This is a genomic window from Streptomyces sp. NPDC021225 (assembly GCF_044332865.1).
Taxonomy (GTDB): Bacteria; Actinomycetota; Actinomycetes; order Streptomycetales; family Streptomycetaceae; genus Streptomyces.
Map to the genome: position 1 here is coordinate 859,800 of NZ_JBIRPV010000001.1, position 16,861 is coordinate 876,660.

The 16,861-nt window shown below is 72.8% G+C and carries 13 protein-coding genes; 9 read left to right on the top strand and 4 right to left on the bottom strand.

What is annotated here, in order from left to right; translation table 11 throughout:
* Window positions 1-13: 13 nt before the first annotated feature.
* Window positions 14-2,182 (bottom strand): alpha-galactosidase, encoded by a 2,169-nt coding sequence (locus ACH4S9_RS03935; protein ID WP_398369628.1) that lies wholly within the window; start codon window positions 2,180-2,182, stop codon window positions 14-16.
* 79 nt (window positions 2,183-2,261) lie between these two features.
* Here ACH4S9_RS03935 and ACH4S9_RS03940 point away from each other — a divergent pair, with 79 nt between their 5' ends.
* The 5 genes from ACH4S9_RS03940 to ACH4S9_RS03960 all read left to right on the top strand — a co-directional run bounded on the left by ACH4S9_RS03940 (window position 2,262) and on the right by ACH4S9_RS03960 (window position 9,090).
* Window positions 2,262-3,290 (top strand): LacI family DNA-binding transcriptional regulator, encoded by a 1,029-nt coding sequence (locus ACH4S9_RS03940; RefSeq protein WP_361190044.1) that lies wholly within the window; start codon window positions 2,262-2,264, stop codon window positions 3,288-3,290.
* Between the two features lie 92 nt (window positions 3,291-3,382).
* Window positions 3,383-4,711, top strand: coding sequence for an ABC transporter substrate-binding protein (locus ACH4S9_RS03945; protein WP_398369631.1), 1,329 nt, complete (start codon window positions 3,383-3,385; stop codon window positions 4,709-4,711).
* Window positions 4,712-4,727: 16 nt separating this feature from the next.
* A complete protein-coding gene (locus ACH4S9_RS03950; protein WP_311722663.1) occupies window positions 4,728-5,669 on the top strand; it encodes a sugar ABC transporter permease in 942 nt (313 codons plus the stop codon).
* Between the two features lie 11 nt (window positions 5,670-5,680).
* Entirely contained in the window at window positions 5,681-6,514 is an 834-nt protein-coding gene (locus ACH4S9_RS03955) for a carbohydrate ABC transporter permease (RefSeq protein ID WP_311722931.1), read from the top strand.
* A 26-nt stretch (window positions 6,515-6,540) separates the two neighbouring features.
* Window positions 6,541-9,090 (top strand): CBM35 domain-containing protein, encoded by a 2,550-nt coding sequence (locus tag ACH4S9_RS03960; protein WP_398369634.1) that lies wholly within the window; start codon window positions 6,541-6,543, stop codon window positions 9,088-9,090.
* A gap of 36 nt (window positions 9,091-9,126) precedes the next feature.
* On the opposite strand, the gene ACH4S9_RS03965 is transcribed toward ACH4S9_RS03960, so the two are convergent.
* Window positions 9,127-9,525: a cupin gene (locus tag ACH4S9_RS03965; RefSeq protein ID WP_358847492.1), complete on the bottom strand. Its 399-nt coding sequence runs from the start codon at window positions 9,523-9,525 to the stop codon at window positions 9,127-9,129.
* A 99-nt stretch (window positions 9,526-9,624) separates the two neighbouring features.
* Here ACH4S9_RS03965 and cutA point away from each other — a divergent pair, with 99 nt between their 5' ends.
* Window positions 9,625-9,948: a divalent-cation tolerance protein CutA gene (gene cutA / locus ACH4S9_RS03970; RefSeq protein ID WP_311722666.1), complete on the top strand. Its 324-nt coding sequence runs from the start codon at window positions 9,625-9,627 to the stop codon at window positions 9,946-9,948.
* A gap of 9 nt (window positions 9,949-9,957) precedes the next feature.
* On the opposite strand, the gene ACH4S9_RS03975 is transcribed toward cutA, so the two are convergent.
* A complete protein-coding gene (locus ACH4S9_RS03975) occupies window positions 9,958-10,668 on the bottom strand; it encodes a vancomycin high temperature exclusion protein (protein ID WP_398369637.1) in 711 nt (236 codons plus the stop codon).
* Between the two features lie 139 nt (window positions 10,669-10,807).
* Here ACH4S9_RS03975 and ACH4S9_RS03980 point away from each other — a divergent pair, with 139 nt between their 5' ends.
* Window positions 10,808-11,806: an adenosine deaminase gene (locus ACH4S9_RS03980; RefSeq protein WP_385341564.1), complete on the top strand. Its 999-nt coding sequence runs from the start codon at window positions 10,808-10,810 to the stop codon at window positions 11,804-11,806.
* A 468-nt stretch (window positions 11,807-12,274) separates the two neighbouring features.
* Here the strand turns inward: ACH4S9_RS03980 and ACH4S9_RS03985 are convergent, their stop codons facing one another.
* Entirely contained in the window at window positions 12,275-14,410 is a 2,136-nt protein-coding gene (locus tag ACH4S9_RS03985; RefSeq protein ID WP_398369639.1) for a molybdopterin oxidoreductase family protein, read from the bottom strand.
* A 225-nt stretch (window positions 14,411-14,635) separates the two neighbouring features.
* Between ACH4S9_RS03985 and ACH4S9_RS03990 the strand changes: the two genes are divergently transcribed.
* Entirely contained in the window at window positions 14,636-15,448 is an 813-nt protein-coding gene (locus tag ACH4S9_RS03990; protein ID WP_385341569.1) for a sirohydrochlorin chelatase, read from the top strand.
* On the top strand, window positions 15,445-16,860 hold the full coding sequence (locus ACH4S9_RS03995) for a deoxyguanosinetriphosphate triphosphohydrolase (protein ID WP_398369642.1): 1,416 nt from the start codon (window positions 15,445-15,447) through the stop codon (window positions 16,858-16,860). Before ACH4S9_RS03990 ends, ACH4S9_RS03995 begins: the two co-directional genes overlap by 4 nt.
* The last annotated feature ends 1 nt before the right edge of the window (window position 16,861 follow it).

The window sequence follows — 16,861 nt, forward strand, 5'->3', positions numbered from 1 at the left end:
AGCGGCATTGCCCCTAGCCGGCCGGCGTCAGCCGCAGCAGCAGCGCCATCGGCGTCCGCGGCAGCGTCACGGCCAGCTCGCCGCGGGCCGCGTCCCACCGCGCCTCGCCGCCCGCCGCGGCCGCCGGGTGCAGCACCTCGACCTCCGCCCGGCGGCCCGACAGGTGCGCGAGCGGCAGGGCGCACTCCGCCGGGCCGCCCTCGCGCCGCCACGCCGTCACATACGTGGCCTCGCCGCTCCGCACCCCCAACGCCACCCAGGCGTCGTCCCACCCCGGGAGCCCCAGCGGCCAGAACGGCGCCCCCGTGGCCAGGTCGCCCCGCAGCCGCCGGTACGTCGCGACGGCCGCCCGCACCCGGGCCAGCTGCCCCGGGGACATCCGGTCCAGGTGGCCGGAGAGGTGGACGCGGCCCAGCAGCGGGCCGGCCAGGGTGAAGTCGATCTCGTCGTCGGTGAACTCGGGCTGCGGGTAGGCCCACACCGCGCCCTGCTCGGGCGGCACCACCGTGGGCGCGGCGGCGGCGATGGGCGGATAGCGGAGGGGGTCCTGCTGGTCGCTGGTGGACTGTAGCTGCGTCACGGCCAGCGAGGACCAGTCCATGCGCATCCCGCCCGACGCGCAGTTCTCGATGACGAGCCCGGGGTGGCGGTCGAGCGTGGCGGCCAGCCAGTCCTGGTAGGCGCGGGCGTGGGCGAGGAGGCCCGCGCCGGGGGCGGTGCGGCCGGTCTCGGGGTGCCAGTCGGTGCCCGGCGCCACGCTGATGTTGTAGTCGAGCTTGAGATAGCCCACCCCCCACTCGCCGACGACGCGGTCGATGGTCTTGTCGAGGTGGGCGCGGGCGGCCGGGTGGCGCAGATCGAGGTGGTGGCGGCGGTGTTCGACGAGGCGGACCCCGTCGCGCTGGAAGAAGGCGTCGTCGGGGAGTTCGGCGGCGACCGGGCTGCGCACGCCGACGACCTCGGGCTCCAGCCACAGCCCGGGGACCATGCCGCGCGAGCGGATGTGGTCGAGCACGGCGTGGATGCCGCCGCCGGGGAAGCGGCGGGCCGAGGGCTGCCAGGCGCCGACGCTGTCCCACCAGCCCTGGTCATCGTCGTCGTACCAGCCGGAGTCGATGCAGAAGTACTCCGCCCCGGCCTCGGCGGCGGCGTCGATCAGCGGCAGCAGCCGCTCGGTGGTGGGGTCGCCCATCAGGGTGTTCATGTAGTCGTTGAACACCACGGGCAGGGCGGTGTGGTCGGGGTGCGGGCGCCGGGTGGCGCGGCGGTAGGCGGTGAGGTGGGCCAGGGCCTGGTCGAAGCCGCCGTCCCGGGCCAGGGCCAGCGCGGCGGGGACGGTGGTGCAGGACTCGCCGGGGGCGAGCCGCGCGCGCCACTGGTGTTCGGCGTCGGTCGGCCCGTGGAGCGCGAGGTAGGTGCCGTGGGCCAGCTCCCCGGTCTCCCAGCGCCAGCCGGCCGGCGACTCGATCTGCCACACCCACGCCCGCCCGGTGGCGCGGTCGGTCAGCGCCCCCATGGCCAGATGGCCGTCGGTGGGCCAGCTGCCACGGCTGTGGCGGGTGAGGGCGGCGCGGCTGTCGTGCTGGTGGGCGTCGCGGCTGAGGTCGACGATCCGGTCGCGCAGGGGCTCGCCGTCCCAACGGCACTCGGCGAGCCAGTCGTTGCGGGCCCAGTGCGCGTCGAGCGCGTCGGGGGAGGGGAGCCCGCCGAGGGCGAGGCTGGTGACGGCCTGGACGACCAGCGGGTCCGTGCCCTCGTTGGTGAGCCGGACCTCGCCGCGCAGCACCGGCAGCCCGTCGGGGGAGGACAGCCGGACCTCGGCGGCCAGGCCGGAGTCGGGGTCGTGGAGGTCGACCGTCAGCCGGTGCCAGTCCTGTCCGTCCCGCATGTCCCGTACGGCCCGGTGGCCGCGGTGGCGCAGCCGGACGCCCAGCGCGGTCTCGACGCCGCGCTGCCCGGACCACTCGCTGCCGTGTCCGAGGGCCAGCACCTCGACGAGCGGCAGCGCTCCGTTGTCGGTGAACGGCCCGCCGTCGTCCGGAACCGCCAGCCGCACCAGCCGTACGACCCCGTCGGGGCCCGTCGCGAAGTGGGCGGTGAGCCCCGCGTGGCCCCAAGTGAACGTGTCCCGGGCGCCGCCTGACCCCGCCTCGGATGTCGTGTCGGATGCCGTATCGGTCAACGTGTCCCCTCCTGGTCCGCCTCGTGATTCCTCGTTGCGTTCTCTTGACGACCCCTATGTGACCGGTCACAATCCTGGCATGAATGTGACCGGTCACACAAGACGGCCCGGAATCCGCGATGTGGCGACGGCGGCGGGCGTCTCGTACCAGACGGTCTCGCGGGTGATCAACAACCATCCGAGCGTCAAGCCGTCGACCCGCGAGCGCGTCCTCGCCGCCATCGAGGAGCTGGGCTTCCGGCGCAGCGCCACCGCCCTCGCGCTGGCGAGCGGCCGCGCGCGCTCGGTCACCGTGCTGACCGCCGACACCACGCACTACGGCTACGCCGCGACCCTCCAGGGCATCGAGGAGGCCGCCCGCGCCTCCTCCTACGCGGTCGGCATCGGCGTACTGGAGACCGCCGACGAGGCCGCCGTACGCGACCAGGTGCAGCGCGCCGCCGACACCGGCGGCGGGCTGATCGTGATGGCGTACGACACCGCGGGCGTCCGGGCGCTGGCGGCGGTCCCCGAGGAACACCCGGTGGTGGGCGTGGTGGAGACCCCCGCGAGCCCGCCCGGCGAGCACCGCCCCTGGGTGTGGACCGACGACCGGGAGGCGGCCCGCGCCGCCACCCGCCATCTGCTGGGCCTCGGCCACCGCACCGTGCACTACGTCGCCATCCCCTCCAGCACCCGCCGCACCGGCCAGCGCACCGCCGGCTGGCGCGACGCGCTGCGCGAGGCCGGGGCGGTCGAGCCACGCCCGGTGGCGGGCAGCTGGGACCCGGCCAGCGGCTACCGGGCGGGGCAGAAGCTGGCCCGCGACCCGTCGGTCACCGCGATCCTGTGCGGCAACGACGACCTGGCGCTCGGCGTGATCCGCGCGCTGCACGAGGCGGGCCGGGCGATCCCCGGCGAGGTGAGCGTGGCCGGATTCGACGACGCCCCGCACTCCGCGTATCTCACGCCCTCCCTGACCACCGTGCGGCTGGACTTCACGGGGCTTGGCCGGGCCGCGTTCGGGCTGCTGTACGGGCTGGTCGAACAGGCCGAGCCGGTCGCCCCGCACCCCGTGTCCGTACCCGAGCTGATCGTCCGGGAGAGCTCCGGCCCGCCGCCCCCGTAACCACGCCCCCACCCAGCCCCCTCCGCGCACCCCCCCACTACGTGTACGCCCCCGCCCCGCACTCCGACGACGCAGTGAGGCAGAGAACCGCGATGAGAAGAGTCCTCCCCGCCCTGGCGCTGATCTGCGCCACCGCCCTGACCGCCACCGCATGCAGCGACTCGACCTCCGCGGGCGGCGACGACACGGGCGGCGCGGCCAAGACGACGGTCGACCCCACGGCCCGGCTCGACGGCGTCAAGCTGACGATGTGGACCGCGCAGAACACGGTCAACGCCCCCAAGCAGGTCATCGAGGCGTTCGAGAAGGCCACCGGCGCCAAGGTCGACGTCCAGCCCATACCCGACCTCTACGAGCAGAACGTGCCGACCAAGCTCGCCTCGGGCGACCGGCCGGACCTGATGTTCTGGCAGCCCAGCATCTCCACCCTCCCCTTCATCCAGCCGCAGCGGAATCTGCTCACCCTCGACGGAGAGCCCTGGGAGGCGAAGCTCGGCGACACCGAGAAGAGCCTGGGCGTGATCGGCGGCAAGCGCTACGCCGCCATCGTCACCAGCCCCGCCATGCTCGGCGTCTACTACAACAAGGACGTCTTCAAGAAGGCCGGGATCGCCGAGAAGGACTTCCCCCAGAGCTACGCGGACCTGCTCGCCCTCGGCCACCGCATCAAGGACAAGGTGCCGGGCACCGCGCCCTTCTACGAGGCGGGCGGCGACAAGTGGCCCCTTCAGTGGCAGGTCCAGGTGCAGCTGACCGACCTGGACCAGCAGTGGTGGGAAGGGCTCAACAAGAACGAGAACAAGTGGACCGACCCCGCCGTCGTCAAGGCCATCACCACCTACAAGGACAAGCTGCTCGGCGCCGGGCTCGCCCAGAAGAACTACCGGACCGGGACCTTCACCGACTCCGCGGACGCCCTGTGGAACGGCGACGCGGGCATGGTCCTCAACGTCACGTCCTTCCAGACCCAGATCCAGGCCAAGCACAGCACCGCCGAGATCGACAAGAAGCTCGGCTGGTTCCCCGTCGCCAACTCCGGCGCCACCGGCCTGTACTCCCCGGACCAGACGAACGGCGTGGTCGCCTTCAAGACCGGTGACGAGAAGCGGCAGAACGCGGCCCGCCAGTTCCTCGCCTTCTGGCTCGGCCCCGACTACGCCGACTACATCAAGACGATGAAGATCCCGTCCGTCGAGCCGTCCGTGCCCACCCCCGACGGGCTGCCGCAGACCGCCAAGTCCCAGGTCGCCGAACTCCCCAAGGCCATCGGGGTGTTCCAGGCCAAGGCCATCGTCGCCCCCGATCTGCATCTCGCCCTCGCCGACATGATCTACGGCAAGAAGTCGCCGAAGCAGGTCGCCGAGTGGGTGCAGGGCCAGTTCGCCCAGGTGGCCAAGGCCCAGAGCGCTCCGGGCTTCTGAGCGAGGAGGGCCAGCCGTGGCAGACACCGCCGTACGAACGCGCGCCCGGGCCGCCGGGGGCAGCGGAGGCAAGAGGGCCGGGCGGCGCAAGAGCGTGGGGCGGCTGCCCAGGGCGGCCGTGCACCACCCCTGGTGGTTCGCGCTGCCGGCCGTCGTGGTCTTCGCGGGCTTCTTCCTGCTGCCGAACCTGCTGAACTTCTTCTATCCGTTCACCAACTGGTCGGCGTACCACACCGACATCTCCTTCGCCGGGTTCGACAACTTCACCACCATCGCCGACGACGGCTCCCTGCTCCGCGCCATCCGCACCACCCTGGTCTACGCGGTCCTCGCCGCGCTCTTCCAGAACGGCTTCGGGCTGGTGCTGGCCCTGCTGCTGGAGCAGGACACCCGCTTCAACCGCTTCTTCCGCGCGGTGTTCTTCCTGCCGGTGCTGATCTCGGCGCTCGCCGTCGGCTATGTCTTCCAGGCCCTGCTCGACCAGGACGGCGCGGTCAACCAGTTCCTCGGCACGGACATCCCCTGGCTGGGCTCCACCACCTGGACGATGGTGCTGGTCAGCGCCGTGCACGGATGGAAGTGGATGGGGCTGGCCATGCTCATCTACCTCGCCGGGCTCAAGGGCATCCCCGGCGACACGCTGGAGGCGGCCAAGGTCGACGGCGCGGGCGCCTGGCGCACGTTCTGGTCGATCCGCTTCCCGATGCTCGCGCCCGCGGTCACCTTCAACGTGACCACCGCGCTGATCGGCTCGATGAACACCTTCGACATCGTGCAGGCGACCACGGGTGGCGGTCCCGCGTCCTCCACCGAGGTCTTCAACATCTACATGTTCCGGGTCTTCGGACAGGGCCTGTACGCACAGGCGTCCGCGATGAGCCTGGTGCTCTTCCTGGTGGTCGTGGCCGTCGCGATCCCGCTCGTGATCGGACTGCGCCGAAGGGAGCAGATGCTGTGAGCGCACTCGTCATGAGTCCCACCGGCCGGGTCTGGCGGTACGCGCGGCCCGCCCTCGTCCTGCTGATCGCCGCGCTCGCCGTCGGCGTACCGCTGTGGCTGGTCCTGGCCACCTCGGCCAAGTCCCAGGGCGAGGCGGTCAAGCCCAACCTGGACCTGCCCGGCCACTGGCAGCCCGCCGCCAACTACGACCAGGCCCTCAGCGAGGGCGAGATGGTGCGCGGCTTCGTCAACAGCCTGCTGGTCGTGTTGCCCTCGGTGGTGCTGGTCCTGGTGCTGGGCGCGGGCGCGGCCTGGGTCTTCGCCCGGCGCCGGGGGCGGCTGGTGTCCGCCGCGTACGCCCTCACCATCAGCGGGCTGCTGCTGCCGCCCGCCGTGATCACCATCGTGATGGAGCTGCGGCAGCTGGGCCTGGCCGGCACCCGGCCCGGCATGATCGCCGTCTACACCGGGATGTACCTGTCCACGTCGATCTTCTTCATGACCGGCTTCATCCGCACCATCCCGCAGGAGCTGGAAGAGGCCGCGCGGATGGACGGCGCCTCGCCGCTGCGCGTCTTCACGCGGATCATCCTGCCGCTGCTGCGCCCCGTGATCGCCACCGCGACGATCATGGTGATGCTCTACGCCTGGAGCGACATCTTCTACGCCTTCTTCGTCCTGGGCGGCGGGGACAAGGCGACGCTGCCGCTGGGCCTCTACAAGGTCGCGAGCGCACAGCTCTACCTCAACAACTGGCATCTGGTCTTCGCGTATGTGGTGGTCATGAGCCTGCCCATGGTCGCGGTGTTCCTGATCGCCCAGCGAAAGATCGTTTCTGGAATCACCAGTGGAGCCGTCAAGTAACTGGAGGTCCTGTGAGAAGAGTTCCGATGAGAAAGCGACGAGCCCTCACCACCGTCATAGCCGGGGCGGCGCTGTTCGCCGCCGCGCTACCAGCCGCCTCGTACGCGGACAACCAGCCCAAGGCCGCCCAGGCCCAGCGCCTCTCCGTCGACCTCGCCGCGAGTGAGGGCCCGGTGCTGCGCGGCGCCAACGGGGCGCTGTACGGGCTGAGCGACGACGGCGTGCCCAGCGACGCCGCCCTCGCCCCGCTGAAGCTGACCACCGTCTCGCAGAAGCCGGAGGGCGGGGCGCAGCACCCCAACGGAGACGCGCTGACGGTCTCCAAGTCCTTCTTCCGCAACGGCGGGGACGCGGTCTACATCCTGCTCCAGGACATGTACACCCAGTGGCCGTACCAGGACCTGGGCATCGACGACTACCTCCCCAAGGTCGAGAAGATGGCCAAGGAGGTTGCGGGCGCGCCGAACAGCGAGCGCTTCGTCTATGTGCCGTTCAACGAGCCCGACCAGATCTGGTACAAGCTCGACTCCTCCGACCCCGCCGCCTACCAGAAGGGCCGGGACCGCTTCTTCGCCGAGTGGAAGACGGTCTACCAGCGCATCCGCTCCATCGACCCCGACGCCCGGATCGCCGGACCCAACGAGGCGGGCTACGACACCCGCTTCCTGCCGGAGTTCCTGACCTGGGCGAAGGCCAACAAGGTGCTGCCGGACGTGATGACCTGGCATGAGCTGTCGTCCGGCTCGCTGAGGGACTTCCAGTCCCACTACGACCACTACCGGGCGCTGGAGAAGAGCGTCGGGATCTCCCCGCTCCCGATCAGCATCGACGAGTACGCCAACCGCCGCGACCTGTCCGTGCCGGGCCAGCTGGTCCAGTGGGTGTCGATGTTCGAGCGCAACAAGGTGTACGCCAACCAGGCGTACTGGGACGCCGCGGGCAACCTCAGCGGCAATGTCGTCCGGTCGAACATCCCCAACGGCGGCTGGTGGTTCTTCCGCTGGTACGCCGGGATGACCGGCCGGACCGTGAAGGTCACCCCGCCCACCGCCAATGCCATCGACACCCTTCAGGGCCTGGCCTCGTACGACCCGTCCCGCAAGCAGGCGCAGATCCTGGTGGGCGGTTCGGCGGGCGACGCGGACGTGGCGGTCCAGCACGTCGACCGCGAGCTGTTCGGCTCGCGCGTGGTGGCGACCGTCTCCGAGGCCGAGTGGTCCGGCTACGAGGGCGCGGCCGCGCCGCCGCGTGTGCTGTCCCGCACCAAGCTCACGGTCGGCGAGGACGGCTCGGTGACCGTGCCGCTGACCGGCATGAAGCCCATGTCCGCCTACCGGATCACGCTCACCCCGGCCGGCACCGGCACCCCGCGGGCGGCCGACGTGCCGTGGAGCGCGTCGTACGAAGCGGAGGACCCCGAGAAGGCGACCATCACCGACGGCCAGGTCTACACCCAGGGCACCGTCTCCAACGCCAACGGCTACGCCGCCTCGGGCACCAAGGACGTCGGCTCCCTCAACAAGCCCACCAGCAAGGTCGCCTTCGACGTCGACGTCCCGAAGACCGGCACCTACGACCTGGCGGTCTTCTACGGCAACCAGTCCGGCGCCCCCTCCACCCAGACCCTGACCGTGGACGGCCAGTCCGCGCAGCCGGTCACCTACCCCTCCACGCTCAACTGGACCTACCGCGGCATCCAGCACATCTCCGTCCGGCTGAGCGCGGGCGGCCACACCCTCACCCTGGCCCACGACAAGGGCGAGGCCACCCTCGACAAGATCGACCTGACCGCCGCCGCCACCCCCGCCGCCTCGTCCGTCTCGTACGAGGCCACCCTGGCCGACCCCTCGGGCAGCCCCCGCTACGACTACTCCTCCGCGGCCGGAACCGGCACCGGATCCCTGGTCCTCGACGGCTCGGACACCGCGGTCTTCGACGTGTACGCGCCGCGCGACGGCTACTACACCCTGACCCCGCAGGGCTCCGGCGGCCGCGTCGAGCTGTCCCTGCACGGCACCACCACGGCCACCGCCCCGGGCCGGGCCGAGCGGCTCTTCCTCACCGCCGGCAACAACCGCGTCACCGCCGCCCCCGCCACCAAGTCCGCCGTCCGGCTCTCCTCCCTGGACGCGACGGGCGCGGGTGACACCAAGGGGCTCGCCTCGTACGAGGCGGAGAGCGGCACCCTCGGCGGGGCCGCCGCCAGGACCGCGAGCGACTACGCCTCGGGCGGCGCCTACGTCGGCTTCCTCGGCGACGGCGCGGCCAACGACCTGAAGCTGACCGTCCAGGCCCCCTCGGCGGGCCGCTACCTGCTGATCGTCCACTACGCCAACAACCAGCGCGCGGACGGCCACCAGTACAACACCAACATCATCTCCCGGACCGCCGATATCGCGGTCGGGGGCGGCGCGGCCCAGCGCGTCACGTTCAAGAACACCTGGACCTGGAACGACTACTGGAGCGTCGGCGTCCCCGTCGACCTGACGAAGGGCGCGAACAAGCTGACCTTCGCCAACCCGAGCTCGTACGCGCCGAACATCGACCGTGTGCAGCTCGCCCCCGTGAAGGGCTGAGCCGGACCCGGTGAAGGCGTGCCCCCGTATGGCGGATCAGCCCGCCATATGGGGGCGCGCCGCGTGCTGGTGCGCGGCGGCCTCCTCGGTGGGCGTGGGGCAGCCCACCGTGGCGGTCACGGCGGTCAGCAGCACCACTGAGTCCTCCACCGCGACCAGCCCATGGCGCTCCTGCGGGATGCGCTGCACCTGCCCGGCGATCAGCTCCATCCGGACATGGCCGGTCTTGCCCGCGGTGAGCCGGACATGCCCGTGCAGCACTTGGAGGCTGGCCGCCGGGGGCGCGTTGTGCTCGTCGAGCTGGCAGCCGGCGACCATGGCGATGACGCTCTGCCGCAGCGGCCCGTCGTGCAGGAACAGATGTGAGCTTCGGCCGTGCGGGTCGGTCTTGGCCCGGTCCAGGTGGTGACGTGCGAGTGTGGTGAGGTCGTCCATGGTGTCCCTCGATCGTCGCCGGGTCACCTCAATCGTGACCGGCTAGCGTGTTCCGCGCCAGTCGCACAGCCGGGACGCGTACAGAAGGGCTCTTCCGCCGTGGCCGACTTCCTGACCGTACTGACCACCACCGACACCCCCGAGAAGGCCGAGGCCCTGGCCCGCGGGGCGGTGACCGCGCGGCTGGCGGCCTGCGCGCAGATCAGCCAGCCCGTCACCTCGGTGTACCGGTGGCAGGGGGAGATCGAGACCGCGACCGAGTGGCAGGTGCTGTTCAAGACGACCGCGGCGCGGTACGGGGAGCTGGAGGCGCACCTCCGCGAGGCGCACGACTACGAGACGCCGGAGATCATCGCGACCCCCATCACCCAGGGCGGCGAGGACTACCTGGCGTGGGTGGTGGCGCAGACGACGATCGACTGAGCATTTGGCTCAGCGCGAGCCCTCGCCCTCCAGCGCCTTCTGGATCCCGCGCTCGCGCGGGCCCAGGAACTGCGGGTCCGGCTTGAAGGCCGCGTCCAGCGCCGCCTTGCCCGCCGCGACGGCCTCCCGCGCCCCGCCGAACAGCCACGTCGCGTCGCGCGGCTCGGCGACGCCGACCCCGTACGCGTCGATGCCCGCCGCCTCGCACAGCGCCAGCGCCCGGCGGATATGGAAGTCCTGGCTGATCAGCACCGCCCGGCGCACACCGAAGATCCGCTCGGCGCGGCTGCACGAGTCCCAGGTGTCGAAGCCCGCGTAGTCGCTGACGATGCGCCCGTCCGGCACGCCGTGCCGCACGAGATAGGCGCGCATCGCGTCCGGCTCGTCGTAGTCGTGCCGGCTGTTGTCGCCCGTCACCAGGATCGCGCGGACCTTCCCGCGCTCGTACAGCTCGGCGGTCGCGTCCAGGCGGTGCGCCAGATACGGGGACGGCTCGCCGTTCCACAGCCCGGCGCCGAAGACCACCGCCACCGGGGCGCTCGGGACGTCCGCGACCGTGCGGACCCGGGAGTCCGCGGCCAGCCGGAGCCATGTCGCGGGCAGCAGCGCGAGCACGCTGAGCGCCATCACCACCTGGACGGCGCGGCGCCGGCCGCGCCGGGTCCTGGGCAGCCGCAGCCGCGCCCGCACGGCTCTCCGTACCCGCTCTCCGGCACCCATCCGTCCACCGCTCCCTCCACTGTCCGACTGGACTGACGCTGATGACGGCCGATCGGTTGCTTGATCAGTTCGGCCGGCAGACGCCACCGCATTACTCTTGTCACCCTCCCCGTCAGCAAAAACAGCAGGTGATCCCGTCGTGCCCCCGACCCCGCCCCCGATCCCCAAAGCAGAGCTCCACCTCCACATCGAGGGCACCCTCGAACCCGAGCTGGCCTTCGCGCTCGCCGAGCGCAACGGCGTCGAGCTGCCGTACGCCTCCCAGGACGAGCTGCGCGCCGCGTACTCCTTCACCGACCTCCAGGACTTCCTGGACCTCTACTACGCGCTGATGGCGGTGTTGCGCACCGAGGACGACTTCGCCGACCTCGCGAACGCGTACCTCGCCCGCGCCCGCGCGCAGGGCGTCCGGCACGCCGAGATCTTCTTCGACCCGCAGGCGCACACCGCGCGCGGCGTCGCCATCGGCACGGTCATCGGCGGCCTGTCGCGCGCGCTGGACGCCGCGGAGCGGACCTACGGCATCACCACCCGCCTCATCATGTGCTTCCTGCGCGACGAGAGTGCCGAGTCCGCCCTGGAGACCTTCGAGTCGGCCCGCCCCTACCTGGACCGCCTCACGGCCGTCGGCCTCGACTCGGCGGAGGTCGGCAACCCGCCGTCGAAGTTCCGCGAGGTCTACGCGCGGGCGCGGGAAGCGGGGCTCAAGTGCGTTGCCCACGCGGGGGAGGAGGGCCCGCCCGCGTACGTCTGGGAGGCCCTGGACATCCTCGGCGTCGACCGCGTCGACCACGGCGTCCGCTCCCTGGAGGACGAGGCCCTGGTCGCCCGGCTGGTCGCCGACCAGGTGCCGCTGACCGTCTGCCCGCTCTCCAACGTCCGGCTGCGCGTCGTCGACCGGCTCGAGGACCACCCGCTGCGGGCGATGCTGGACGCGGGCCTGCTGGTCACCGTGAACTCCGACGACCCGGCGTACTTCGGCGGCTACGCGGGCGACAACTTCGACGCCGTACGGGACGCGCTGCGCCTGGACGACGCCACGCTGCGGACACTCGCCCGGAACTCGTTCCGCGCGTCCTTCCTGGACGAGGGGACGAGGGCGGCCTACCTGAAGGAAGTCGACGCGTACGAGGCCTGAGGCGCGGGCGGGAGCGCGCTACTCCCGCGGCGCTGCGCTCCGCGGCGGGTGCGGACCCGGCCCACCAGGAGACCCGGGCTACGCCCAGTACCAGTGACTTTCGCGTCCGAGGCCTGAGTTGTGGTGAGTATCGGACAGAGACTCGCCGACACTACGGCGTGTCTCTGTCCGATACTCACCGCACCGGTATAATTCCAGCAGCCAGGCGCGTGAAGAACCCGCTCTCTTCCCGAGTGACGCCACCGCCGTGCACAAGCACGACAGCGCGCGAGGCTGGCACGTCGGGGCACACGAGTGTGCCAGCCAGGTGCAGACCATCGAGCGTCCGAAGCGTCACGCTGTCCGATGTAGGCATGGCGCGAGAATCCACCCGACCCCACGGTACCGCCTTGACCTGCTGTGATATCGCCACTGGCGATCACTCCAGATCCACCCGTCTGGAGGATCGGGAAGGGGCGGGGCGGGGGACTAACCCACAGCCCGTTCCACCCGCACCGCGCACACCTTGAACTCCGGCATCCGGGAGACCGGGTCCAGCGCCGGGTTCGTGAGCGCGTTGGCCCGCCCCTCGCCCGCCCAGTGGAAGGGCATGAACACCGTGTCCGGCCGGATGTCCCGGGTGATGCGGGCCGGGGCGACGGCCCGGCCGCGGCGGGAGGTCACCGCGAGGGGGTCGCCCTCGGCGGCGCCCAGGCGCTCGGCGAGCTGGGGGTGCAGCTGGACGAACGGGCCGGGGGCGGCTCGGTTCAGCTCCTCGACCCGGCGGGTCTGCGCACCCGACTGGTACTGGGAGAGCACCCGGCCGGTGGTGAGAAACAGCGGATACTCCGCGTCGGGTTCCTCTGCCGCCGGGCGGTGGGACACCGGGACGAAGCGGGCCCGGCCGTCGTCGGTCGCGAAGCGGTGGAGGAAGAGGCGCGGCGTACCGGGGTGCGGGCCGGGGTGCGGGCCGGGCCCGGTCAAGGCCCCCTCCGGGCAGGGCCAGAAGACCCCGTCCTCCTCCGCGATCCGGCGGTACGTGATCCCCGAGTAGTCCGCCACCCCGCCCGCCGAAGCGCGGCGCAGCTCGTCGAAGACCTCCTCCGGGTCGGCCGGGAAGCCCTTCTCCCAGCCCAGCCGGGCGGCAAGACCGCCCAGCACCTGGAGGTCCGAGCGGACGCCGGGCGGCGGAGGAACGGCCGCGCGGCGCAGGATGACGCGGCCCTCCAGATTGGTCGTGGTGCCCGTCTCCTCCGCCCACTGGGTGACCGGAAGGACGACGTCCGCGAGCGCTGCGGTCTCGGAGAGGACCACGTCCGCGACCGCCATGAAGTCCAGCGACCGCAGCCGCGCCTCTATATGGCCCGCGCGGGGAGCGGAGACCACCGGGTTGGAGCCCATGAGCAGCAGGGCCCGTACGTCGCCGCCGAGCGCGTCCAGCAGCTCGTACGCGCTGCGCCCCGGCCCGGGGAGCGCGTCGGGCTCGACGCCCCACACGGCCGCCACATGGGCGCGCGCGGCCGGGTCGTCGAGCTTGCGGTAGCCGGGCAGCTGGTCGGCCTTCTGGCCGTGTTCGCGGCCGCCCTGGCCGTTGCCCTGGCCGGTGAGGCAGCCGTAGCCGGAGAGCGGACGGCCCGCGCGGCCGGTGGCCAGGCACAGGTTGATCCAGGCGCCGACGGTGTCCGTGCCCTTCGACTGCTGCTCGGGCCCGCGGGCGGTGAGCACCATGGAGTTCTCCGCGTCGCAGAACATCCGTACCGCTTCCCGGAGTTCGGGGACGGACACGCCCGTGATCCGCTCGACCATCTCCGGCCAGTGGGCCATCGCGGCGGCCCGCGCCTCGGGCCAGCCGCTGGTGCGCCGGGCGATGAACTCCTCGTCCACCCGCCCCTCGGCGACCACCAGGTGCAGCAGCCCCAGCGCGAGCGCCAGGTCCGTCCCGGGGCGCGGCGCCAGGTGGAGATCCGCCTGCTCGGCGGTCCGGGTCCGGCGCGGGTCGACCACGATCAGCCTGCCGCCGGACTCCTTCAGCTCGGTCAGATAGCGCAGCGCGGGCGGCATCGTCTCGGCGAGGTTCGAGCCGACGAGGATCACACACCCCGTGCGGGCCACGTCCGCGAGCGGGAACGGCAGTCCGCGGTCCAGGCCGAAGGCCTTGTTGTGCGCGGCGGCCGCGGAGGACATGCAGAAGCGGCCGTTGTAGTCGATCTGCGAGGTGCGGAGCACCACCCGCGCGAACTTCCCCAGCGCGTACGCCTTCTCGTTCGTCAGCCCGCCCCCGCCGAAGACCCCCACCGCGTCCCGCCCGTGCGCCCGGGCCGTGGCCGCCAGCCCCTCCGCGACCCGGTCCAGGGCCTCCTCCCAGGTGGCCGGTTCGAGCCTGCCGGTGTCAGGGCGGCGGACCAGCGGCTCGGTCAGGCGCACCCGGGAGGAGAGCACGGCGGGCGCGGTGCGGCCCTTGCCGCACAGCGCGCCGCGGTTCACGGGGAAGGCCGTCCGCTCCACCACCGCCACGCCCCCCTCGCTCCCCGGCGCGGGGCGCAGCGCCATGCCGCACTGGAGCGAGCAGTACGGGCAGTGGGTGTCGACGGCGTCGGGCGTCGTCACGGGGGTCGCGTGCGGCATGCGGCCAGCGTGCTACGGCCGTGTTACGGCCCGCGTCCGCTCGCGTTACGCACCGGGCAACCGGACCTCAGCGCGGGCGGCGGCGGGCGGTGAACTCGTGGCAATCACCTGTGACGGCCGCGCAACGGGGGTGCAATGTCCCGCTGCGAGGCTCTCGTCATGACGGCGTCGCCTCGCCCCGGTCCCGCAGCCCCTTCCGGCCCCCTCGACAGTACGGCGCAGCTCATGACCCGGATCACCGCCCAGCTCAGCTCGCAACTCGGCCATCTCACCCTCAGCGGCCCCCGCCCCACCGCGGCGCGCCGCCCGCCGACCCTCGTCGCCGTGGCGCACGGCAGCCGCGACCCCGAGGCGCTGCGCACCGTCACCGCGCTCGTGGACCGCGTCCGCGCGCTCCGCCCCGACCTGCCCGTACGGCTCGGCCATATCGAGCTGAACCAACCGCTGCTCGCCGACACGCTGGCCGCGCTGCACGGCGAGGCCGTCCTCGTACCGCTCCTCTTCGGGCGCGGCTATCACATCAAGCGGGACCTGCCGGACACCGCCGCGGCCGCGCCCCACCTGTCGGTCCGTATCGCCGCCCCGCTCGGCCCGCACCCGCTGCTCGCCGAGGCCCTGCACGCGCGCCTCGCCGAGGCCGGGTGGCGGCGGTCCAGGGGGCTGTCGGAGACGGGGGTCGTGCTGGCGGCGGCGGGCTCCCGCGACCCGGACTCGGCCGCCGACACGGCCCGCGCCGCGGCCCTGCTCAGCGCCCGGCTCGGCGGGGTGCCCGTGCTGCCCGGCTACGCCTCCGCCGGCGGGCCCACCGTGGCTGAGGCGGTGCGCGCGCTGACCGACCGGGGGCGCCGGCGGATCGCGGTGGCCTCGTACTTCGCCGCGCCCGGGCGGTTCGCGACCCAGTGCGCGGCCGCCGCGCCCGGCGTCGCCTCCGGCCCGCTCGGCGACCATCCGGCCGTCGCCCGGCTCGTGGTCCACCGCTATGAACAGGCGCTCGCCTCTGCACCCATGTCACACCCGGCGGTTACCGTCGGTGTATGAGCCGCACGGGACCCACGGCATCCGACCCCTCAGCTGAGACCACCCAGTCCACCCACCAACCTGATCCGGCCCGGACGACCGAGTCCACGGCCTCGGCGAGCCCCGGCTACGAGGCGTCGGACCTCGAACGATGGGCGCCCGAGCCCGACAAGCGCCCGGGCCGCACGGCCTTCCAGCGCGACCGGGCGCGCGTGCTGCACTCGGCCGCGCTGCGCCGGCTGGCCGGCAAGACGCAGGTCGTCCCGGCGGCCCCCGCCGCCGACCCCGGCCCTGGGGCCCCGGCCTGGGACGCCACCCCGCGCACCCGGCTGACCCACTCCCTGGAGTGCGCCCAGGTGGGCCGGGAGCTCGGCGCCGCCCTCGGCTGCGACCCGGATCTGGTGGAGATGGCCTGCCTCGCCCACGACCTCGGCCACCCGCCCTTCGGGCACAACGGCGAGCAGGCGCTCAACGAGGTCGCCGAGGCGTGCGGCGGCTTCGAGGGGAACGCGCAGTCGCTGCGGCTGCTCGCCCGCCTGGAGCCCAAGCGGTTCGTCGCCGACCCGGAGACCGGCGTGCCGGTGAGCGTGGGCCTCAACCTCACCCGCGCCGCGCTCGACGCCGCCACCAAGTACCCCTGGCCGCGCGGCGGCCACCCCCGCGACCCCGGCTCCCGCAAGTTCGGGGTCTATGAGGACGACATCCCGGTCTTCGCCTGGTTCCGGCAGGGCGCGCCCGAGCACCGCACCTGCTTCGAGGCCCAGGTCATGGACTGGTCCGACGATGTGGCGTACTCGGTCCACGATGTCGAGGACGGTCTGCACGCCGGCCATCTCGACCCCGGGCTGCTGCTCGCCGAGCCCGAGCGGCGCGAGGTCTTCGCCGTCGCCGCCGACCGCTACGCCCCCGGGGCCGAGCCGGACGAGCTGGCCGAGGCGCTGGACCGGCTGCTGGACCAGGAGTGGTGGCCACACGGCTACGACGGGTCCTCCGTCGCCCAGGCCCGGCTCAAGGACGCCACCAGCCAGCTCATCGGCCGCTTCTGCCTCGCCGCCGAGGGGGCCACCCGCGCCGCCTACGGCACCGGCCGGTTCACCCGCTACGAAGCGGAGCTGGTGGTGCCGCGCGAGGCGCGGCTGGAGTGCGCGGTGCTCAAGGCCGTCGCCGACCGCTATGTGATGCAGCGCGCCGACCAGGAGGCCGTCCGCGCCGACCAGCGGGTCATCATCGCCGAGCTCGGCGCGGCGCTGACCGCCCGCGCCCCGGTGGGCCTGGACCCGCAGTTCCGCGCGCTGTTCGACGAGGCGGACGCGGCCGGGGACGACGTGGGTCGCCTGCGCGCCGTCGTCGACCAGATCGCCGCCCTCACAGACGCCTCCGCGCGCTCCCTGCACACCCGCCTGACCGCGCCGCGCGCGGCGCGGCGGCCATGAG

What these genes read in the sequence shown, in the direction of transcription:
- ACH4S9_RS03995 (WP_398369642.1), top strand. Translation starts at nt 15,445, where the DNA reads ATGAGCCGCACGGGACCCACGGCATCCGACCCCTCAGCTGAGACCACC.
- ACH4S9_RS03965 (WP_358847492.1), bottom strand. Translation starts at nt 9,525, where the DNA reads ATGGACGACCTCACCACACTCGCACGTCACCACCTGGACCGGGCCAAG.
- ACH4S9_RS03990 (WP_385341569.1), top strand. Translation starts at nt 14,636, where the DNA reads ATGACCCGGATCACCGCCCAGCTCAGCTCGCAACTCGGCCATCTCACC.
- ACH4S9_RS03975 (WP_398369637.1), bottom strand. Translation starts at nt 10,668, where the DNA reads ATGGGTGCCGGAGAGCGGGTACGGAGAGCCGTGCGGGCGCGGCTGCGG.
- ACH4S9_RS03955 (WP_311722931.1), top strand. Translation starts at nt 5,681, where the DNA reads ATGAGTCCCACCGGCCGGGTCTGGCGGTACGCGCGGCCCGCCCTCGTC.
- ACH4S9_RS03940 (WP_361190044.1), top strand. Translation starts at nt 2,262, where the DNA reads ATGAATGTGACCGGTCACACAAGACGGCCCGGAATCCGCGATGTGGCG.
- ACH4S9_RS03985 (WP_398369639.1), bottom strand. Translation starts at nt 14,410, where the DNA reads ATGCCGCACGCGACCCCCGTGACGACGCCCGACGCCGTCGACACCCAC.
- ACH4S9_RS03960 (WP_398369634.1), top strand. Translation starts at nt 6,541, where the DNA reads ATGAGAAAGCGACGAGCCCTCACCACCGTCATAGCCGGGGCGGCGCTG.
- ACH4S9_RS03945 (WP_398369631.1), top strand. Translation starts at nt 3,383, where the DNA reads ATGAGAAGAGTCCTCCCCGCCCTGGCGCTGATCTGCGCCACCGCCCTG.